The sequence below is a fragment of the Streptomyces angustmyceticus genome (assembly GCF_019933235.1).
GTDB lineage: Bacteria > Actinomycetota > Actinomycetes > Streptomycetales > Streptomycetaceae > Streptomyces > Streptomyces angustmyceticus.
In genome coordinates this window covers 4960599-4981275 of the sequence record NZ_CP082945.1, presented here as the reverse complement: position 1 = coordinate 4981275, position 20677 = coordinate 4960599, and the positions used below count along the sequence as shown (strand labels likewise).

At 74.0% G+C, this 20677-nt stretch carries 15 protein-coding genes; 8 read left to right on the top strand and 7 right to left on the bottom strand.

All coding sequences use genetic code 11. The annotated features are described in order from the left end of the window. Window positions 1-49 precede the first annotated feature (49 nt). On the bottom strand, window positions 50-496 hold the full coding sequence (locus tag K7396_RS22430; protein WP_086721015.1) for a DUF3499 domain-containing protein: 447 nt from the start codon (window positions 494-496) through the stop codon (window positions 50-52). 259 nt (window positions 497-755) lie between these two features. Between K7396_RS22430 and K7396_RS22425 the strand changes: the two genes are divergently transcribed. Beyond that, the gene (locus K7396_RS22425) at window positions 756-1214 is read left to right on the top strand and encodes a metallopeptidase family protein (RefSeq protein WP_174886970.1); all 459 of its coding nucleotides are present in this window, start codon (window positions 756-758) and stop codon (window positions 1212-1214) included. A 33-nt stretch (window positions 1215-1247) separates the two neighbouring features. Here K7396_RS22425 and K7396_RS22420 read toward each other — a convergent pair whose 3' ends face one another. The 3 genes from K7396_RS22420 to K7396_RS22410 all read right to left on the bottom strand — a co-directional run bounded on the left by K7396_RS22420 (window position 1248) and on the right by K7396_RS22410 (window position 7208). Further along, complete coding sequence (locus K7396_RS22420; RefSeq protein WP_086721017.1) at window positions 1248-2843, bottom strand: DUF5719 family protein; 1596 nt, start codon at window positions 2841-2843, stop codon at window positions 1248-1250. Next, a complete protein-coding gene (locus K7396_RS22415) occupies window positions 2840-6631 on the bottom strand; it encodes a glycosyltransferase family 2 protein (protein ID WP_086721018.1) in 3792 nt (1263 codons plus the stop codon). The genes K7396_RS22420 and K7396_RS22415 overlap by 4 nt, the downstream gene beginning before the upstream one ends. A gap of 313 nt (window positions 6632-6944) precedes the next feature. Then, window positions 6945-7208: a WhiB family transcriptional regulator gene (locus tag K7396_RS22410; RefSeq protein WP_003983763.1), complete on the bottom strand. Its 264-nt coding sequence runs from the start codon at window positions 7206-7208 to the stop codon at window positions 6945-6947. Between the two features lie 690 nt (window positions 7209-7898). Between K7396_RS22410 and K7396_RS22405 the strand changes: the two genes are divergently transcribed. The 3 genes from K7396_RS22405 to K7396_RS22395 are packed head-to-tail and all read left to right on the top strand — an operon-like array spanning window position 7899 to window position 10762. Beyond that, window positions 7899-8420 (top strand): cysteine dioxygenase, encoded by a 522-nt coding sequence (locus K7396_RS22405; RefSeq protein WP_152104873.1) that lies wholly within the window; start codon window positions 7899-7901, stop codon window positions 8418-8420. Between the two features lie 33 nt (window positions 8421-8453). Then, window positions 8454-9434 carry a 2-phospho-L-lactate transferase gene (gene cofD, locus K7396_RS22400; RefSeq protein WP_086721048.1) on the top strand — a complete coding sequence of 327 codons (981 nt, stop codon included), beginning with the start codon at window positions 8454-8456 and terminating at the stop codon, window positions 9432-9434. Further along, window positions 9431-10762: a coenzyme F420-0:L-glutamate ligase gene (locus K7396_RS22395; protein WP_086721049.1), complete on the top strand. Its 1332-nt coding sequence runs from the start codon at window positions 9431-9433 to the stop codon at window positions 10760-10762. The genes cofD and K7396_RS22395 overlap by 4 nt, the downstream gene beginning before the upstream one ends. 20 nt (window positions 10763-10782) lie before the next feature. Here K7396_RS22395 and K7396_RS22390 read toward each other — a convergent pair whose 3' ends face one another. The 3 genes from K7396_RS22390 to K7396_RS22380 all read right to left on the bottom strand — a co-directional run bounded on the left by K7396_RS22390 (window position 10783) and on the right by K7396_RS22380 (window position 14538). Beyond that, a complete protein-coding gene (locus tag K7396_RS22390; protein ID WP_086721050.1) occupies window positions 10783-11688 on the bottom strand; it encodes a DNA-3-methyladenine glycosylase family protein in 906 nt (301 codons plus the stop codon). Between the two features lie 74 nt (window positions 11689-11762). After that, window positions 11763-12845, bottom strand: coding sequence for a mannose-1-phosphate guanylyltransferase (manB, locus tag K7396_RS22385; protein ID WP_086721051.1), 1083 nt, complete (start codon window positions 12843-12845; stop codon window positions 11763-11765). Between the two features lie 340 nt (window positions 12846-13185). Further along, a complete protein-coding gene (locus tag K7396_RS22380; RefSeq protein ID WP_223660164.1) occupies window positions 13186-14538 on the bottom strand; it encodes a peptidoglycan recognition protein family protein in 1353 nt (450 codons plus the stop codon). Window positions 14539-14666: 128 nt separating this feature from the next. Here K7396_RS22380 and K7396_RS22375 point away from each other — a divergent pair, with 128 nt between their 5' ends. The 4 genes from K7396_RS22375 (at window position 14667) to K7396_RS22360 (ending at window position 20563) form a co-directional block, all read left to right on the top strand. Further along, window positions 14667-15428: a TIGR03089 family protein gene (locus K7396_RS22375; RefSeq protein ID WP_086721056.1), complete on the top strand. Its 762-nt coding sequence runs from the start codon at window positions 14667-14669 to the stop codon at window positions 15426-15428. A 169-nt stretch (window positions 15429-15597) separates the two neighbouring features. Continuing rightward, window positions 15598-16824 (top strand): LCP family protein, encoded by a 1227-nt coding sequence (locus K7396_RS22370; RefSeq protein ID WP_373866952.1) that lies wholly within the window; start codon window positions 15598-15600, stop codon window positions 16822-16824. A 224-nt stretch (window positions 16825-17048) separates the two neighbouring features. Further along, window positions 17049-18794: an LCP family protein gene (locus K7396_RS22365; RefSeq protein WP_086721053.1), complete on the top strand. Its 1746-nt coding sequence runs from the start codon at window positions 17049-17051 to the stop codon at window positions 18792-18794. 71 nt (window positions 18795-18865) lie between these two features. Further along, the gene (locus tag K7396_RS22360; RefSeq protein WP_152104874.1) at window positions 18866-20563 is read left to right on the top strand and encodes an LCP family protein; all 1698 of its coding nucleotides are present in this window, start codon (window positions 18866-18868) and stop codon (window positions 20561-20563) included. Window positions 20564-20677 lie beyond the last annotated feature (114 nt).

Here is a 20677-nt window from a genome sequence, read left to right as displayed (position 1 = left end):
GGGCGGTACCCCTCGCGGACTCGCTCAGGGGCGTGCGGGACCGGCCGGTTCAGGAGTCCGGGGAGCGCAGCACCCGGAGGTGGCCGCGGCGGGCGACCTCCATGGGGTGGGTGTCGCGGCTGCCCGGGCTGGGGGCGCCGCCGGCACCGGCGGCGCGCTCCTGGGGGCGGGCCGCCTCGCGCACGGCGTTCGCCAGCGCTTCGAGGTCGTCGCCGCTGGGGCGGGCCGGGCCCGTGTCGAGGGCGAGGCGGACAACTTCCCAGCCGCGCGGCGCGGTCAGCCGCTCGGAGTGCTCGGCGCACAGGTCGTAGCAGTGCGGTTCGGCGTAGGTGGCGAGCGGTCCGAGCACGGCGGTCGAATCCGCATAGACGTACGTCAGCGTTGCGACGGCGGGGCGGCCGCACGCAGTGCGCGAACAGCGACGTACAGGGCTCACGACGTTGGACGGTACCGCACTCTTGAGCGGGCCGCGACGACTCTCCCCCGGCTCACCCAACCGTGTCGTCCCGCTTCGTCCGATGCGTCTGACCTGCACCCGCTCGGCCCGACCTGGGACGGGCCCGCCGAGGAGGACGCCACGGGACGCCGAAAGCCGTCACGACTCGGTGCAATTCCTGCCATTACGGGGTCGATCCGCGATCTCATGCGGGGAGACAAACGAACGCGCCGTGGACAGGTCCGGTCAGCCGGCGACATGCCACGTCTTGCCGCGCTCCCCGGTGCCGGGCGGGGGTCGGCGGCTACGCTCGATCCTGATGGACGTTCCCGTACCTCCCCGACCGGCACAGCCGCGGATCCGCCGCCGCGACCGCCACGGCCGCGGCATGCGCGGCCCCATCGCGCCGCCGCAGGTGCCGCTGTCGGTGACCCGCGCCGACGCGTTCGTGGATCTTGTCTATGACTCCCGGGACCGGCTGGAGCGGCGCTGGCCGCAGCTCTCCCAGGTCGACTTCCTGGTCCTGGAGGTGCCCGGCACGGGACCGGACGACGGGCCGGAGGCGGCCGGCGACGAGGAGACCGTGCCGCTGGGGCGGGTGGTGCCGGCCGCGGGCGGATATCGCGACCGGATCGTGATCTACCGCAGGCCGGTGGAGATCCGCACCAAGGGCCGTGACGAGCGGGCGCTGCTGGTCCATGACGTGGTGGTCGAGCAGGTCGCCGAACTGCTGGGGCTGGCACCGGAGTCGGTGGACCCGCGCTACGGCCAGGAGTGAGGCCGCAGCGCGGGTCCGCTCGCTCGCGCGCGGTCAGTCCGTCAGGACCGACAGATCCTGGCCCGCGGTCGGGACGAGCACCGAGCCGCGGTCGTCGGGCAGCGGCTGGACGGTGAAGGCGGGCGTCCCGCCCTGCGGCCGGGTGAGCATGCGGGCGGCGTAGACGGGACCGCTGCCGGACCGCGGCTCCACCGTCAGGGCGTAGCTCCCCTTCAGGCCCGTCGGGCGCGGCGGCGCGATGTCGACGCTGGTGCCGCCCTTGATCGTGTACGTCTTGGTGACCGGGGTGCCGCCGCCGCTGCCGGCCGACGCGGTGACCTTCACCTCGGCGTCCTTGCCCTTCTCGGGCGCGACCAGCGAGAGGGTGCTGTCCTTGCCGCGGTTGTCGACGGCGGTGGCACGCTCGACGACCGGGCGGGTCGCGGGGATGAACGCCATGTCCTGCTTGGCGCCCTTGCCGCGGGTGACCCGCAGCGCGGCCGCGACCGGGACCTTGGAGTGGCTGTCGGTGGGGGTGAGCACCAGCGAGCCGGCCTCGCCCTTGGTCAGGTCCTTGAGGTCGACCGCCGTGGTCATCCCGCTCTTGAGGTGCAGGTTCTCCAGGCCGGCCGGGGTGATCATCCCGGTGGGGGTGGCCAGTTGCACCTTCAGGTCGGCGTCGGCCTCACCGGGGGCGAGGGCGACCAGCCGGACGGAGGTGGCGTCCTTGGGGACGCCGGGCAGCACCACGCTCGGCGACGGGTCGGCGGCGGGCGGCAGCCAGTCGCTGCCGAGCTTGCCGTCGCTCGCCTGGACGGCGGCGCCGACCCGGCCCTCGCGGGCGAGCACGTGCAGCGCCGCGTTGGTGGTCGGGGCGCCGGTGAGGGTGGAGAGCAGGACGGGGACCGTGGTGTGCGGCGGGACGGAGAGGTCCTCGCCGGCCGAGCCGCCCAACGCCCCGTCCTTCCCGCGCAGTTCGAGGTCGACGACGGCCGGGGTGTCGTCGGGGTTGGTGAGGTGGACGTAGTCCTGGCGGTCCGTCGCGGTGCTGACGCCGGGGAACCAGAACGTGGTGTCGGGGGCGGTGCAGCCCAGGCCGAGCAGGCCGCGGCCGGAGCCGGCGGCGACCGCGGTGGTCTGCTGGACGGTCCAGCCGGGGGCGAGGGAGCCGTCCGCCGTGCCCACGAGGGCGGGGGCGTCGGGGCGGTCGGTGGTCGCGGTGACCGGCCGGCCCGCCTGCCGCAGGGGGGCGACGGGCTTGGTGTCGCGCGGGGGGACGGTCTGCCCGGCGGCGGAGTCCGCGCCGGCGTCCTTGCCGCCCTTGCCCTTGGTCTTCTTCTTGCCCTTGCCCTTCGCGTCGTCCGCGCCGCTGTCGTCCCGGACGGTTCCGGCGGGCAGCAGTTGGGCGGTGCCCTTGCCCGTGCCGGCGCCGGCGGCGGCGCCCTTGGGGGCGAAGGCGGTGTAGGTGGTGTCGCCGACCTCGGAGGAGGTCGGGGCCGGGCACAGCAGCGCGGAGCGCTGGACCGGCAGCCGGGTGCCGCCGCGGGGCGCGTCGGGGGCGCCGCCGGCCGGGCCGGTCACGGCGGCGACGCCGGTGACGGCGGCCAGCGCCGCGCTCACGCCGATCAGGGACATCATGGTGCGCTTCACTGCTGGTCGCTCCCGTCACGGCGCTGCTCGGGGTAGGAGCCGGGGTACCCGGGATACGGGTCGCCGTCGTCGTAGGGCTGCTGGTGCTGCGGCCCGCCGTCGCCGTACTGCTGCTGCCCGTACCCGTACGGGTCGAAGGCGCCCGCCTGGTAGGGGTCGGCGTACGGGCCGGGGGCCTGGTAGGGGTCGGCCTGCGGGTAGGGCTGCCCGTCGTACTCCGCGGCCCGGTAGGGGTCGGCGGGTGCGTAGGGCTGCTGCTCGCCGGGGTGGCCGGGCCCGCCCTGGGCTCCGGCCTGCCAGGCGTCGTAGGACTGCTGCTGGGGCACCGCCCCGTACGGGTCGGCGTCGGCCATGGGGGCGGCGGCCTGCGGCACGCCCTGCGCGTCCTGGGCGGGGTCTTCGACGTCCGTCGGGTCGAGCGGCTGCTCGCCGGACCGGGCCCCGGGGACACCGGCCCCGGCCGCGTCGGGGGCGCCGGCGGCCTCGGCCTGGGCGCGCAGGCGGCGGGCCCGGCGGCCGTCGCCGGTCGCCGCGGCGGCCTGGGCGGCGGCCGTGTCCTCGGGCAGGTCGTCGTCGATCTCCCGGCGGCGGCCCGGCAGCGCCAGGACCACCAGGACGACGGCGAGCAGGCCCTGCGCCCACAGCCAGAGGGTGTGGCCGATCGGGTTCTCGTGGGTGAGGTCGAGGGTGCCGCCGCCGGCGGGGAGGGCGAAGCCCTGGGCCCAGCCGTCGACCGTCACCGGCTTGAGCGGGGTGCCGTCGAGGGTGGCCTGCCAGCCCTCGTCGGCGGCGTCCGCGAGCCGCAGCACCCGGCCGCCGGCACCGCCGGGGATCTTGGTGTGCGCCTCGACCGGGCCGGCCGCCACGGCGACGGGCGCGGCCTCGCCGGCGCCGGCGCCGCCCTTGGCGCCGCCCGCGACGATCGAGACCCGCGAGACCCGCCGGTCGACGCGCCACAGGGAGCTGCCGTCGTCCTGGCTGAGCCGGGTCAGGCCCGGGGTGGAGTCCAGGACCCGGCCCATCTCGCGCGGCGCCCCGTCCCTGACCAGGACGTAGCGGACCGCGTAGCCGCCGAGCTGACGGGTCTGGTCGGCGCCGGAGCCGGCCACGAGGTGGGCGACGATGCCGGCGAGCCGCTTGTCCTCGCCCGCCTGTGCGGCCAGGTCGGCGTCGCCGAGCGCGGCGCCGGAGCCGCGGACGAGGGAGTAGTCGACATGGCCGGGCGTGCCGTCCAGGACCAGGGTGCGGGCCCGGTCCGCGGTGCCGGACTCCTCGGCGACGAAGGCCGGGACCTGCTCCGGGTTGCGCCGCTCCAGCGGACCGGCGGCACCGGTGATCATCCAGCTGACCGCCGCGTAGAGCGGCGCGAGCACGGACGCCAGCGCGATCAGCACGGCGACCGGCTGCTTCCAGCCGAAGCCGAGGCTGGCCATCCGGGTGCGGATGCCCTCGGCGCCGATCGCGGCGGCGCACAGCAGGGCCAGGCCGTAGACGAGCATCGCGGGCCCGGTCCAGCCGGAGCCGTTGCCCAGCGCCGCCAGCAGCAGGCCGGTCAGGGCCACCGCCCAGGCGGTGCGGATCGCGCGCTGCCGCTCGTCGCGCAGCGTCGCGGCGAGCGCGGCCGCCACGATGCCGAAGAGCAGCACCCCGCCGACGGCCTTGGGGCCGCCGGGGCTGAGGCCGATGAGGTCGAGCACGGAGGCGGAGCCGGCGCCGTAGCCGAGCCCGGCTTCCTGGAAGAAGCGCGACGGCTGCGTCAGCAGCGACAGCGACCACGGGGCGAGCACGACCAGCGGCGCGAGGACCACGACCAGGAACCGCAGCCCGTAGGCGGCCAGCTGGTCCCGGCTGCCATCCAGGAAGCGCAGCACCAGCAGCCCGATGCCGAGCAGCACCGCGATCGGCCAGACGACCGGGGTGAAGGCCATGGTGAAGGTGATCAGCAGCGCGTACGCCCAGGTGGCGCGCCAGCTGGGCCGGACGCCGGCCGGCAGCCGCAGTCCGCTCGCCGCGACGGCGGCGCGCGCCATCAGCGGCAGCAGCACGGCGAGGACCGCGGTGCCCAGCCGGCCGCCGGCCAGCGCCCCGGCGGCCGCGGGCAGGAAGGCGTACGCGATGCTCGCCCAGGCCCGCAGCAGCCGGGAGGCGACCAGCGGGCGGGAGGCGAAGTAGGCGGTGAGGCCGGCCAGCGGGACGGAGCAGACCAGCAGCAGGGTGAGGGCGAAGCCGGTGCTGCCGAAGAAGACGCTCGACACCAAGGCGACGATGGCGAGGTAGGGCGGCGCGGAGGCGCTGTCGCCGACCCCCACCGCGTGCCAGCTGTCGGCGTACGCCGACCACAGGTCGGACACGCTGCCGGGCGCGGGCAGCATGGCGCCGCCGGCCAGCGCGCCGGAACCGAGCAGTCCGCGGCAGGCGATCAGCGAGACCAGCAGCAGGACGAGGAAGAGCACCGGTGCGGGCTTGCGGGCGATCCGCTTGAGCCGGGCGAACTGCTCGACCTCCAGGAAGTCGGCGTCGTCGCCGCCGGGCCCGGACTCGACCGCGCCGTGCCGGCCGGCCGAGGCCACGTCGGGCGCGGCCCGCCCGGCGAGGTTGCCGGCGACCTGCTCGAAGGTGGCCCGCACGGTCGCGCCCGGGGGCGGGAAGAGCGGCCGCAGTTCGCTCGCCTCGACCGCGGAGCGGCCTCTGCGCTTGCGCGCGGCGAGGATCTTGCCGGGCCGCAGCAGGGTGCCGAAGAGCCCGGCGAGTTCGTCCAGCGCCTGGCCGGGGACCTTGCCGACGAGGTAGGCGATGACCCGCAGGAAGGTGCCGATCAGCAGCCGCAGCAGGACGTACGGGAGGACCGCGCCGCGGGCGTTGGTGAGCAGGGTGTAGACGGCGCCGGCCTTGTCGACCCGGTGCGGGTTGGCGACCGAGCGGCCGACGCAGTCGATGGGGCGGCGCTCGCGGGCCGCGGCCTCGGCGTGCCGCAGAATCGCGTCCGGCGCGACCAGGACCTGGTGGCCGGCGGCCTGGGCGCGCCAGCACAGGTCGACGTCGTCGCGCATCAGCGGCAGCCGGCGGTCGAAGCCGCCCAACTCCTCGTAGACGTCACGGCGGATGAGCATGCCGGCGGTGGAGACGGACAGCACCGGGCGCACCTGGTCGTGCTGGCCCTGGTCCTGTTCGCGGCGGTCCAGGCCGGTCCAACGGCGGCCGGAGCGGGCGATGCTGACCCCCGCTTCGAGCAGTTGCCGGCGGTCGTACCAGCTGCGCAGCTTGGGGCCGACGATGACCGTCGAGGGGCTGGCGTCGGCGACCCGCAGCAGCTCGGCGAGCGCGTCCGGCTCGGGCGCGCAGTCGTCGTGCAGCAGCCACAGCCACTGGACCGGTTCGCCGTGCGGCAACTCCGGCATGTCGTACGCCTCGTCGCGCCAGGTGCGGCTGACCGGGTCCCAGCCGCTGGGGCGGCGCAGATACGGCAGGTCGTCGGGGGTGAGTTCGGGGGCCGTGCGGACGGCCTCGTCGACGGCGGTGCCGAATCCGGAGCGGCGGGCGAGGTGCAGCACCCGCTGGTCCCCGATGGCCTCGGCGAGCAGCTGGGCGGAGCGGTCCGCGCTGCCGGTGTCGGCGCCGATGACGTTCTGCACCGGGCGTTCCTGGCCGAGCAGGCCGGTGAGCGCGTCGGGCAGCCAGCGGGCACCGTCATGGGAGACGATCACGGCGGTGACGACGTGCCGCGGGAACTCTGGGGCGGCGGCTGCATATGAGGCGGCCTGAGCGGCCGGCTGGCTGTGCACGGACATCGAGGTACGGGCCCTCCGGACCCGGGAGTTCGAAGGCCCGCGGCGAAGTCTGGGCCCCCGCCCCCGGAAGACACTGCGACGGACTACGAGGCGACGCGCGCGCCCGGCAGGGCGGCGGCGCATCTCGGACGGGGCCCCACACTAATGGTTCGCGCCGGTGCCCCGACCGGGTCCGTACACAGCAGTCCGCCTCCGGCGCGCGAGTCGCAGGAGGCGGAGTGTTCGCTATAGGGGGATATGGGGAGTTGAGGTGGTACGGCGGCGTGGCCCCTGAGGCCGCGCCCGGTCGGTCCGGCCGGCTGCGCTGTCATCGTCAGACGGCGGCCTTCTTCAGGCGGCGCCGCTCGCGCTCGGACAGGCCGCCCCAAATGCCGAAGCGCTCGTCGTTGGCGAGCGCGTACTCCAGGCATTCGGACCGGACTTCACAGGCGAGACAGACCTTCTTGGCCTCGCGGGTGGAGCCACCCTTCTCCGGGAAGAAGGACTCGGGGTCGGTCTGGGCGCACAGTGCGCGCTCCTGCCAGCCGAGCTCCTCGTCCGCCTCCTCGACCAGCAATTCCTGGAACAGCTCGGTCATGTGCGCCCCTCGTCTGTCTTTACGTCCCCGTGATCAAGCCGTGATCGATTTCGGCTGAACGACACGAGTGAAATTACAAGTGTGGTGATCCGGGCCAGTCAAGCCGAGATCTGCTATTGGGCCTCTTATTCACTCGGCGGAACCAAGCGTATGCGGAAAGTGTTCAAATCAGTTAAAACCAGGACACTTCGTCGGGCTCGGCGCCCGGCGCATCCTCAGTTGCTCATCAAGACGCGATCAGGCGGCGTTCACGTTGCACCTCGCGCGCCGGAGCGGGGAAGATCACAGACGGATCACAGGGCCGCAAAGGCGTTTGGGGGTGCGGTTGCCGGTCGATGTCTCCGCGCCGCTTACTGCACAAACCTTTCTCCGGGCGGAGTAACCGGATGAGGTGAAAGATTTACGGCAAACCAGTCATGCAGTTGACATCGCCGCGTGAACCCGGTCTCCTTGACCGCATGCCAGCGACCCGCGCGCCCCGACTGACCCGTGCCTACGGGTCGCTCTGCGCTGCGCAGGCCCGCTGTCGCTGTTCCAGCTGTCGTAGCCACTGAGCTCCAGCTTTTCCGCTCGCACCACCCCGCAGCGCCCCTGCTCCGCGTCGCCGCGCCACGCCCCCACAGGGAGAGCCCGCGCCGTGCCGCAGCCCCGCAGCGTCACCCCGCACTTCCGCCGAGGAATCCGAAACCCATGAACAGCGACGTCCAGATCGCCGGCGACCCGCTCGCCCTCCCCCACCTGCTGCCGCCCGTCCCCGCCCACCCGGCCACCGTCGCCGGATTCGCCGGGCTGGCCCGCTCCATCGCCGCCGACCGCGCCGCCTGGGCGCCGCTCGTCCGCTACGACACCACCACGCGCTGGTACCACCGGCTGCGCACCGTCCCCCAGGCCACGGTCGGCTACGAGGTGTGGCTGCTGAGCTGGGTGCCGGGCCAGGGCAGCGGGCGGCACGACCACGGGGCGTCCTCGGGTGTGCTGACCGTCCTGGAGGGCGAGTTGACCGAGCACACCGCGACCGGCCCCCGCGCGCTCGCGGCCGGCGCCCAGCGGGTGTTCGCCCCCGGCTACGTCCACGAGGTCGTCAACGACGCGCTGGCCCCGGCGGTCAGCCTGCACATCTACTTCCCCGGCCTGACCGACATGCCGATGCACCCCAGTCAGGCCGCTTCCTCCGGGGGCGCGGCCGCCCCGTCCGAGGTACTGGCCCCCTGACACGGTGGCGCGGGCCCCTGCCATGCTGGGGCCATGCGAATCGTGGTTCTGGCCGGCGGTATCGGCGGCGCCCGCTTTCTGCGGGGACTGAAGGCAGCGGCTCCGGACGCGGACGTCACCGTCATCGGCAACACCGGTGACGACATCCATCTGTTCGGGCTGAAGGTGTGCCCCGACCTCGACACCGTGATGTACACCCTCGGCGGCGGCATCAACGAGGAGCAGGGCTGGGGCCGCACCGACGAGACCTTCCGGGTCAAGGAGGAGCTGGCCGCCTACGGCGTCGGCCCCGAGTGGTTCGGGCTCGGCGACCGGGACTTCGCCACCCACATCGTGCGGACGCAGATGCTCGGCGCCGGATATCCGCTCAGCGCCGTCACCGAGGCGCTCTGCGCGCGCTGGAAGCCCGGCGTGCGGCTGCTGCCGATGTCCGACGACCGGGTCGAGACCCATGTCGCGATCACGGAGCCGGACAGCGACTCCGCCGCGGGGGCCGGCGAGCGCAAGGCGGTCCACTTCCAGGAGTACTGGGTGCGGCTGCGCGCCTCGGTGCCCGCGCACGCCGTGGTGCCGGTCGGCGCGGACCAGGCCAAGCCCGCACCGGGTGTGCTGGAGGCCATCGCCGCGGCGGACGTGGTGCTGTTCCCGCCGTCCAACCCGGTCGTCAGCATCGGGACGATCCTGGCGGTGCCGGGTATCCGGGAGGCCATCGCGGACGCCGGGGTGCCGGTGATCGGGCTCTCGCCGATCGTCGGCGACGCCCCCGTGCGCGGGATGGCCGACAAGGTGCTGGCGGCGGTGGGCGTGGAGGCGACCGCGGCGGCCGTCGCCCGCCACTACGGCTCCGGGCTGCTGGACGGCTGGCTGGTGGACTGCGTGGACGACGGCGCGGTGGCCGAGGTCGAGGCGGCGGGGATCCGCTGCCGGGCCGTGCCGCTGATGATGACCGACCTGGACGCCACGGCCGCGATGGTGCGCGAGGCGCTGGCCATGGCCGAGGAGGTCCGGGCGTGAACAACCCCGAGGGGGTGCCCGGGTACCGGGTGTGGGCACTGCCGGGGGTGCCCGAGGTACGGCCCGGCGACGACCTCGTCAAGCTGGTCGCCGCGGCGGCCACGGCTGAGGGAATGCCCCAACTCGCCGACGGTGACGTGCTGTTGGTGACCTCGAAGATCGTCAGCAAGGCCGAGGGGCGGGTGGTCGAGGCCGCCGACCGCGAGGCGGCGATCGACGCGGAGACGGTGCGGGTGGTGGCCCGGCGCGGCACCCTGCGGATCGTGCAGAACCGGCAGGGCCTGGTGATGGCCGCGGCCGGGGTGGACGCCTCCAACACCCCCTCGGGCACGGTGCTGTTGCTGCCGGAGGACCCGGACGCCTCGGCCCGCGCCCTGCGGGCGGGCCTGCGCACCGAACTCGGCGTCGATGTCGGCGTCGTCATCAGCGACACCTCCGGGCGGCCGTGGCGCACCGGTCTCACCGACGTCGCCATCGGGGCCGCCGGGGTACGGGTGCTGGACGACCTGCGCGGCGGCACCGACGCGTACGGCAATCCGCTCAGCGCGACGGTGGTGGCCACCGCCGACGAACTGGCCGCGGCGGGCGACCTGGTGAAGGGCAAGGCCGCCGGGCTGCCGGTCGCGGTGGTGCGCGGCCTCCCCCATGTCGTCGAGGAGACCGGCGACGGTGCCGGGGCGCGGGCCATGGTGCGCGGCGCCGAGGACGACATGTTCCGGCTGGGCACCTCGGAGGCGGTGCGCGAGGCGGTGACGGGGCGGCGCACGGTCCGCGCCTTCGGTGACGCGCCGGTCGACCCGGGGGCGGTCCGGCGGGCGGTGGCGGCGGCGCTCACCGCCCCGGCGCCGCACCACACCACGCCCTGGCGGTTCGTCCTGCTGGAGTCGGCGCCGGCGCGTGAGCGGCTGCTGGACGCGATGCGGGACGCCTGGATCGCGGATCTGCGCGCGGACGGCAGGACGGAGGAGTCCATCGCCCAGCGGGTGCGGCGCGGCGACGTGCTGCGCAACGCGCCGTATCTGGCGGTGCCGTGCATGGTGACCGACGGCGCGCACGACTACCCCGACGCCCGGCGCGGCGCGGCGGAGCGGGAGATGTTCGTGGTGGCCCACGGCGCGGGCATCCAGAACTTCCTGGTCGCACTGGCCGGCGAGCGCCTGGGCTCCGCCTGGGTCTCGTCGACGATGTTCTGCCGGGACGTGGTCCGCGAGGTGCTCGGGCTCCCGGAGAACTGGGAGCCGATGGGGGCGGTGGCCGTCGGGCATCCGGCGGCGGCGCCGGCGCCCCGTCCCCCGCGGCCCGCCGACGACTTCATCGTCGTGCGCTGACCTGCGGCTGTGCCCCGGGGTCAGAGGCGGGCGATGTCCCCCACGGGGAACCGCGGGGCGCGCCGCGGCGGGACGCGGCCGGACAGCAGGATCAGCCGGGCCGCGCGGTGCCGCTGGCCCTCGTAGGGGGCGAGGAGTGCGAGCATCTCCTCGTCGGTGGTGCCGCGGCGGCCGGTGAGGGCATAGCCGATGATCTTCGGCAGGTGGAGATCGCCGACCGTGATCGCGTCCGGTGCGCCCAGGGTGCGCTGGAGGGTCTCGGCGGCCGTCCACGGGCCGATGCCGGGCAGGGCCGTGAGCCGCCGGGTGGCGTCCGCGAGGTCCATCCGCGCGGCCTCCTCCATCCGGCGGGCGGCCCGCACCGCGCGCAGGATCGTGTCCGAGCGCTTGGCGTCGACGCCCGCGCGGTGCCACTCCCAGGAGGGGATCAGGGCCCAGCCGCGCGGGTCGGGCATCACCCGCAGCCGCTCCCCGGGGCCGGGGGCGGCCTCGCCGTGCCGCCACAGCAGGAGGCGCCAGGCGCGGTACGCCTCGTCGCTGGTGACCTTCTGCTCCAGGATCGAGGGGATCAGCGACTCCAGGACCAGGCCGGTGCGCGCGAGCCGGACGCCGGGGTGGCGGCGGCGGGCCTCATGGACGACGCGGTGCCGGGCGGTGAACTCCGCGGGCTCGTCGAACTCCCCCAGCAGGCCCGGCAGGTGGTCCAGCAGCCAGTCGGCGCCCGGCCCCCACGCCTCGGCCTCCACGCCCCCGGCGGACGGGCGGGCGGCGAGGCGCAGCGTGCCGGGCCCCTGGGGCGTACGGCAGGCGCGCCACACTTCGCCGCCGCGCACCGCGAACGCGGGGTCGCCGGGCCCGCGCTGCAGCACGCCCAGGGTGCGGTGCAGGTCGAACGGGCCGGGCGGACGCCAGGTGCGGGCGGGCATGCGGCCAGGTTAGGCGATGCGGCCGGGGCGGTGCGGGGCCTGTGGACAACGGCCGTCCGGGCCCGGTGACCGGCCTACTGGTCGGAGGAGAAGCGCACCGATCCGGCCGGGATGTCGGCGTCGCACCAGATGCGGATGCCGCCGCGCAGCTCGTTGTCGGCGCCGATCCGCGCGCCGTCGCCGATGACCGCGCCGTCCAGGACCGTCCGGGCCCCGATGCGCGCGCCGGCGCCGATCAGCGCATCGCGGATCTCCGCGCCCTCCTCGACGACCGCGCCGTCGAGGACCGCGCTGCCGTCGATCCGGGCGCCGGCGCCGATGACGGCGCGTGACCCGACGACGGTGCCGCCGCTGAGCTTGGCGTCACCGGCGACCTCGGCGCTCTCCAGGACCAGGCGCTCCCCGCGCCGGCCGGGCACCGCCGGGGACGGGGCGCGGCCCAGGACCAGGTCGGCGGAGCCGCGGACGAAGGCCTGCGGGGTGCCGAGGTCCAGCCAGTACGTGGAGTCGACCATGCCCTGGAGGTGGGCGCCCTCGGCGAGCAGGCCGGGGAAGGTCTCGCGCTCGACGGAGACCGGGCGGCCGGCCGGGATGGTGTCGATGACCGAGCGGTTGAAGACGTAGGCGCCCGCGTTGATCTGGTCGGTGACGATCTCCTCGGGGGTCTGCGGCTTCTCCAGGAAGGCGGTGACCCTGCCGGTGCCGTCGGTGGGCACCAGGCCGAACGCGCGCGGGTCCTCGACCCGGGTGAGGTGCAGGGAGACGTCGGCGCCGGCGGTGCGGTGGGTGTCGACCAGGGCCGGGATGTCCAGGCCGGTGAGGATGTCGCCGTTGAAGATCAGGACCGGGTCGTCGGGGCCGGAGTGCAGCCGCTCGGCGACGTTGCGGATGGCGCCGCCGGTGCCCAGCGGCTCGTGCTCGGTGACGTACTCCAGGTGCAGGCCCAGCGCCGACCCGTCGCCGAAGTACGGCTCGAAGACCTCGGCGAGGTAGGAGGTGGCGAGGACGATGTGCTCCACACCGGCGGCCCGGGCGCGGGCCAGCTGGTGGGTGAGGAACGGCACGCCGGCGGCGGGGACCATGGGCTTGGGCGTGCGCACCGTCAACGGGCGCAGCCGGGTGCCCTTGCCGCCGACCAGGAGGATCGCTTCAGTCACTGTGCCCTCTGTCTGTTCGCTTCTCCGCCCGCGCAGCGCAGCGGTGCGGCTTCGTCGTCGACCGCGGCCGGTCGGCTGCGCGTGCGACGCTCACGGTGTCTTCTCTGCTTCCTGCTGGGTCGGCCGATCGGCGGACCAGTGTAGGCAGACAGGACATCCGGACGCCCCCGGCGGTGGAACCGGCCCCGTGCTGTTCAGGCCACGGGGCGGCGCCGGGCCGGGGGCGGGCGTCGTGGTCGTGAGGACGCGTCAACGGCGGCGACGGTTCAGTGGATCCGGCACCCCGCACCCTGCCGAACGCCCGCAAAACCGCGCATGACCACCCGATTCGCCGCAGCGGTCAGCGGCCCTGGAGCTCGGCGGCGGCGACCCGCGTGGCGCCGAGCTTGTTGTAGAGGTACAGACCGGGGCAGTCGGTGGTGAAGCCGTCGCGGTGGCCGGAAATGACGTGCAGCGGGACCTTGGCGCCCTTGGGGAAGCGGTTGCCGCCGGCGGACAGCAGCTTCGTCATCTTGCGCGGATCGACGCCGTAGAGGCCGAGCTTCCAGGCCGTCAGCCGGGCGATGGCGTCGACGGCACGCCGCGGCGGCTCGGTGTCGGTGAAGGTGCCGAGGACGGCGATGCCGGTGCTGTCGCCGTTGAAGCCGAGGGTGTGGGCGCCCATGACGGGCTTGGCGACGCCGCCCGCCCGGCCCTCGTAGATCGTGCCGCACTTGTCGATGAGGAAGTTGTAGCCGATGTCCCGCCAGCCGTTGCTCTTGACGTGGAAGCGGTACATGGCGCGGATCATCGCCGGGGCCTCGTCGCAGTCGTAGTCGTTGCCGGAGCCGCTGTGGTGGACGAAGGCGGCGCGGACGGTGTGGGTGTAGGTGAAGGCGCTCTCCCGCAGTTCCTCGTCGGCGCCCCAGCCGGCCCGGGTGACGATCCGGGGGCGGGCCCCGACGTAGGCGCGGGACGGGGACAGCAGGCCGGCCGCGGTGATGTCGGCCAGGGAGGCGCCCCGGTCGAGGGCCGGGATCTCGGTGGCGCCGAGCGGGGCGAGCAGGGCGTTGGCTGCGGAGGCCGCGGCCGCGCCGGTGCCGACCGGGGCCGGCGGGTCGGCGGGCGCCGCGCGCAGGGAACGCGGGGTCCGGCCGGGGTCGACGAGTTCGAGGCGCAGCCCGGCCGGGACGGTGGCCCGTGCGCGGTCGGCGGCCTCGGGGGTGATCCGCAGTTGGACGGCGTCGGAGTCGCCGACCCACAAGGGAGCGGTGCTGCCCCGGACGGCGCCGCGCCGGTCGGCGGAGCCGGGGTCGGGGGCGTCGTCGTTGTGGACCTGGATGTCCTGCCAGTCGGACCAGCGGGTGGTGCCGGTGGCGCGGGTGCGGACCTGGACCCGGCCGTGCAGCGCGGCGGCGGCGTCGTCCCAGACCACCCCGAGGAGGGAGAACGGGTGCACGGTGCGGGCCGGCAGGCCGAGCGTCCCGGGCGCGGAGGCCGTCGCGGAGTCGCGGTCGGTGACGTCCGGGGCGGCCGCGCCGGGCGTCGGCACCGGCAGGGACTGGGTGCTGCCGGGCAGATCGGGGGTGCTCGTGGCGCGCGGCGCTGCGGCCGGGACGGCGGGGACGGCATGCGCACCGGCCGCCGGCCCGAGGGACAGGCCGAGGGCGGCGGTGCACACGGCGCCGAGACAGGTCACGAGAAAAGGGCGCATGAAGAAAATCCTGGACATGTCCGGGCCGAACGCGCCAATGGTGATCTGACGGGGCATCGGCCGATCCGGTGGCCCCCGGCGCTGCGCCCGACCGGCCGCCGGCCGCCGCCGCGCGTACCCTGGCCGCGATGAACGCCACCGATCGCACCCCCGCCGACCTGCTGAGTTCCGCGCTCGCCGCGGACCCGGCCCGCCCGCTGGTGACCTTCTACGACGACGCCACCGGCGAGCGCGTGGAACTGTCCGTCGCGACCTTCGCCAATTGGGTGGCCAAGACCGCCAACTACCTCCAGGGCGATCTGGCCGCCGGACCGGGCGACCGGCTCGCGCTGCTGCTGCCCGCCCACTGGCAGACCGCGGTCTGGCTGCTGGCCTGCTCGTCGGTGGGCGTGGTCGCGGAGGTGGACGGCGATCCGGCCGCCGCCGACGTCGTCGTCGCCGGGCCCGACCGGCTCGACGCGGCGCGGGCCTGCTCCGGGGAGCGGGTGGCGCTGGCGCTGCGCCCGCTGGGCGGCCGTTTCCCGCAGCCGCCGGCGGGCTTCGCGGACTTCGCCGTGGAGGCGCCGGGCCAGGGCGACCGGTTCGCGCCGTTCGTGCCGGTGGACCCGGGGGCCGCGGCCCTGGTGGTGGGCGGCGAGGAGCTGACCGGCGCCGGCATCGGGGCGCGCGCGCTGGCCGACGCGGCGGCGGCCGGGATGCCCGAGGCGCCGCGGGTGCTGTCGGGGCTGGCGTACGACACCTGGCAGGGCCTGTCGTACGGGCTCTACGCCCCGCTGGCGGCCGGCGGCTCGGTGGTGCTGTGCCGCCACCCGGACCGGCTGGACGCCGATGCCGCGGCCGCCCGGGAGAGCAGCGAGAAGATCACCTACCGGGCGACGGCGCCGCACTGAGCGGCGCTCCCCCGTCCGGCGGACCGGTGGTGCCCCGTGGCGGGCCGGTTCGCCCGTTTCGGTCCAGGATCTTGAGTACGTACAACCATGCGCGGGGTTCGTCCGTCTCTTGTTCCGTCCGGGCCCTCGTGCGGGCGCGACGCCGACTCCATGAGGGATGGACGCACAGGTGACCGATTCCCCCGAGCCTCCCCGGTTCGCCGGCTGGGACGAGCGCCCGGCCACGGGGCCGGGACCGGACCGGCCGGGGCCGCCGCGCGGGCCGTCGCACGGCAGGCGGTGGCGGCACTGGGCCGCGCTCGGGGTGGTCGGCGTGATGCTGGCCGGGGCCGGGGCGGGCTGGGCGGTGTACGCCAAGCTCGACAGCAACATCCGCACCGACAGCGCCACCGAGAAGGAGCTGCGGAAGTGGGAGTCCGAGCGGCCCCCGGCGGGCCCGCCGAACGCCGTGAACGTCCTGCTGATCGGCTCCGACAGCCGGCACGGCGACAACCGCCGCTACGGCCGCGACGACGGCCAGCGCTCGGACACCACGATGCTGCTGCACCTGGCGGCGGACCGGAAGAGCGCGACCGCGGTGAGCATTCCGCGCGACCTGATGGTGGACGTGCCGCACTGCAAGCGCCCGGACGGCACGGAGACCCCGCCGAGCACGACCCAGTTCAACGGGGCGTTCGCGGTCGGCGGCGTGGCCTGCATGATCCGCACGGTCGAGAAGCTGACCGGCATCCGCATCGACCACTACCTGATCATCGACTTCGTCGGCTTCACGAAGATGGTGGACGCGGTCGGCGGCGTCGAGCTCTGCCTGCCCCGGCCGATCCACGACCCCGCGGCGCGGCTCAGCCTGCCCGCGGGCCGGCAGACCCTGCACGGCGAGGCCGCGCTCGGCTACGTACGGGCCCGCAAGAGCCTGGGCAACGGAAGTGACACCCAGCGTATGCAGAGGCAACAAGAGTTTCTTGGGGCTCTCGTGAAGAAAGTGCAGAGCAATGGTGTCCTGCTCAATCCGGCCCGGCTGTATCCGGTGTTGGATGCCGCGACGAGTTCACTGATCACGGACACCGCGCTGGCATCCCTGAAGGGGCTGTACGAATTGGTGCGCAGCACCCGCGGCATTCCCACCGGCCGGGTCCAGTTCATGACCGTGCCGCGCCGGGAGTACCGCTACGATCCCAATCGCGACGAGCTGGTCCAGCCGGACGCCGGACGGCTCTTCGCGCAGCTGCACAACGATCTTCCGGTGACCGTGAAACCCCCGCACGGCACCGGGGAGAAGCCGGTCCGCGCGGGCGGCGCGACCGTGGCCGGACGGGCTCGCGGAGCACCCTCGCCGCCGCCGAGTCCGGCCCCGTCCTTTCCCCGGACGACGGCGGAACACGGGCTCTGCGAATAAAGATGCCGCAAAGTGCGGCTGCGACTCGAATGGATTGGGCGGATTGCCCAGTTGTAGGCAAGTGGAATTTGTCACGAGCGTCGCGGGGCGCTGAACTGGGCGGATAGTGTGAGCGATCCGGTCGCCGCACGAGCCGACCGATGACCAGAGCAATGCACGATCGACCGACCCGAGCGCCTTGAGGGGATGGCGCCGCGTGGCACCGACGGAGGACTCAAGGCACCGTGGACGCGCAAGGCCGTGGGCGGGCGGGCGACAACAACGTCGATCCCGCCGATCAGTGGGTGTTCGACCCGAACACCGGCAACTACGAGCTGCGGCTTGACCCTGCCGGTCAAGACGCCGCTCGGCCCGCCGACCGCAAGGCGGCCGGCTCCAGACGTGCCAGGTCGGGCGGCGACACCGACACCCGGCCGCTGCCGACCCAGCGCGGCCGCCGGGACGAGGACGCCGATTCCGACGAGCGCTCCGGCGGCGGGCGGGCGGCCCGGCGGTCGGCCGGCGGCCGCGCCGGTTCGGCAGCGGCGGCCGCGGGCTCGGCGAGCCGCCGCAAGCGCAAGCCGAAGACGTCCGGGAAGAAGAAGGCGCTGTACTGGACGGCCGGTGTGGTGGGCTTCGTGCTCGTCGCGGGCTGCGGCGGCGCGTTCTACCTCTACCAGCAGCTGAACGGCAACATCTCCAAGGTCGACGTCGGCGTGGAGAACGACGCGGTCTCCAGCGGCCCGGTCAACGTCCTCATCATCGGGACGGACGCCCGCTCCGGGAAGGGCAACTCCGGCTACGGCGACGCCGGCAGCGTGGGCCACGCGGACACCACGATCCTGATGCACATCTCCAAGGACCGGACGAACGCCACCGCGCTGAGCATCCCGCGCGACATGATCACCGACATCCCGACCTGCCCCACGAAGCAGAAGGACGGCTCGACGAAGAACATCCCCGGCGAGCACGGGGTGCGCTTCAACACCAGCCTGGGCCAGGAGGGGCGCGACCCCGGCTGCACCTGGCGCACCGTCGAGAAGCTGACCGGCCTGAAGATAAATCACTTCATGATGGCCGACTTCAACGCGGTCAAGGAGCTGTCCACCGCGGTCGACGGCGTCGAGGTGTGCGCCGGCAAGGACCTCAACGACCCCAAGTCGCACCTGAAGTTGAAGGCCGGCCGGCACATCGTCAAGGGCGAGCAGGCGCTGGCCTTCGTCCGCACCCGGCACGCCATCGGATTCGGCAGCGACCTCGACCGGATCAAGATGCAGCAGCAGTTCCTCAGTTCGCTGATCCGCAAGCTGAAGTCCAGCGCCTTCAGCAGCCCCGGCAAGCTTTACGACGTCAGCCAGGCGGCGACCAGGGCACTCACCGTCGACACCGGCATCGGCACCGCGAACAAGCTGCTGGACTTCGGCACCGACCTCAAGAAGGTCGACATCGACAAGGTCACCTTCGCCACGGTCCCGGTGCTGGACAACCCCGACGACCCGGCGACCGTCATCCTCAACAAGACCGCCGCGGACCCGCTGTTCGCGATGGTCCGGGCCGACCACGCCCTGGCCAAGGGCAAGAAGGGCAAGAAGTCCGCGCCGGTGAAGAAGGCCCCGCCCGAGCAGGTGCGGGTCGACGTCACCAACGGCGGCGGGCCGATCGGTTCGGCGCAGGAGACCGTGGACTGGCTGCAGAACAGCAAGGCCGCCAAGCTCTCCACCAACGCCGGCAACGCCCCGGCGAAGCTGGCCACCACCCGCCTGGAGTACGCGCCCAACCAGGCCGACCAGGCCGCCACCCTGGCCGACTGGATGGGGCTGCCCAAGAAGGCGCTGAAGAAGTCGTCGCACAACGCCGGGGACCGGGTCCCGATGAAGCTCACGCTCGGCAAGGACTTCAAGGCACCGGGCACGCCGATCGACGCGCCGACCGAAACCCCGGACGGCGTGCAGAACGTCAATGCGGATGACAAGAACGTCTGCGCGAAGTGACCTGAGCGGGATCCGGCCGCCCCGCCGAGGCGCCGAGCGCACCATCGGAAAGACAACGGGGAGAGGGCCCAATGCGGCAGAGCAGTGTGCGCGGTGACCGATCGCGCCGACGGCGCCAGCCGGACGCGGAGGAGCTGGGCTGGGACGACGGGCTCTACGAGAACAAGGAACTGCCGCCGGACGCACCCGGCTGGACGCCGCCCCCCACGGGGGGCGGCGTCGCCGCCGGTGACGGGGACGGCCCCGCCGAGGGCACCGTCCGCCGCACGGCGGACGAGCCGCGCCGCGGCAAGGGCCGCAAGGTGCTGCGCTGGACCGCCCTCACCCTCACCGTCCTGATAGTGGGCGGCGCGGGCGCCGGGTACTGGTACTACGAGCACCTGAACGCGAACCTCCGCAAGGCCCCGCGCTCCCTGGCCGGGGACGGCCTGAAGAAGCCGGACCCCAACGCCTTCGGGCAGAGCCCGCTGAACATCCTGCTGCTCGGCTCGGACGGCCGGAACAGCAAGGAGAACATCAAGCTCGGCGGCGCCCGGCAGGACGCGGACCGCAAGCCGCTCGCCGATGTGCAGATGCTGCTGCACGTCTCGGCGGACCGCAGCAACATGTCGGTGATCTCCATCCCCCGGGACACCCGGGTGACGATCCCGCAGTGCACCGACCCGAAGACGCACCAGGTCTACCGGCAGACCTCCGCGGCCATCAACCAGTCGCTCCAGCACGGCGGTCCGGGCTGCACGCTCGCCACCTGGCAGGAGCTGACCGGCATCTACATCGACCACTTCATGATGGTCGACTTCTCCGGAGTGGTGGACATGGCCGACGCCATCGGCGGCGTCCCGGTCTGCGTCGACAACAACGTCTACTCGCACGACAGCAAGGGCCACGGCAGCGGGCTGAAGCTCACCAAGGGCACCCACTCGGTCAAGGGCGTCCAGGCCCTGCAGTGGCTGCGCACCCGCTACGGCTTCGAGGACAACACCGACATCGGCCGGGCCAAGGCCCAGCACATGTACATGAACTCGATGGTCCGTCAGCTGAAGAAGGGCACCAAGCTCACCGACCCGGGAAAGCTGCGGGACCTGGCGGAGGCCGCGACCAAGGCGCTGACCGTCGACGACGGCCTCGACACCGTCAAGAAGCTCTACGACCTCGGCGGCGACCTCAACCGGGTGCCGACCAAGCGCATCACGATGGTCACCATGCCCTGGCAGTACAGCCCCGACGAGTCGTACGTCATGCCCAAGCCGGGCGACGCGGAGGCGACCTTCGGGATGCTGCGCAACGACACCGCGCTGGACGGCAAGGACAAGAAGAAGAAGGCCGCGCCGGACCCGAAGCCGTCGACGCCCAAGGGCGCGCTGAAGGTGGTGGTGCAGAACGGCACCAACAGCACGGTCAACGGCCCGGTCTCCGGCCGCGCCGCGGTCGTCCAGCAGCGGCTGGCCGGCCTCGGATACGCCGCGGCGGCCACCGACACCGCGCTCACCACCCAGGCCGACACCACCCTCACCTACCGGGACAAGGGGCAGCGGGGCGATGCCCTGGCGCTGGCGAAGGCCCTCGGGCTGCCCAAGAGCGCGGTACGGGAGTCCAGTTCGGCCACCGGGATGCGGCTGGTGATCGGCAACGACTGGCGCAACGGCACCGCGTACCCGGAGAAGGCCGGCGCCGACAAGGGCGCCGACAAGGCCCCGGACAGCGCGGACGCCCTCAACGGCGAGGACTCCAAGGCCTGCATGAAGGTGAATCCGCAGTACACGTTCTAGGGCGGGGGCCCTGGGAAGGCGCTCCTGGGCGGGCGGCCCTTGGGGGTTGTCTCCTTGGGCCGCGCTTCTTGGGGCGGCGTCTCCTGGGCGGCGTCCTCTGGGGCGGCGCCTCCT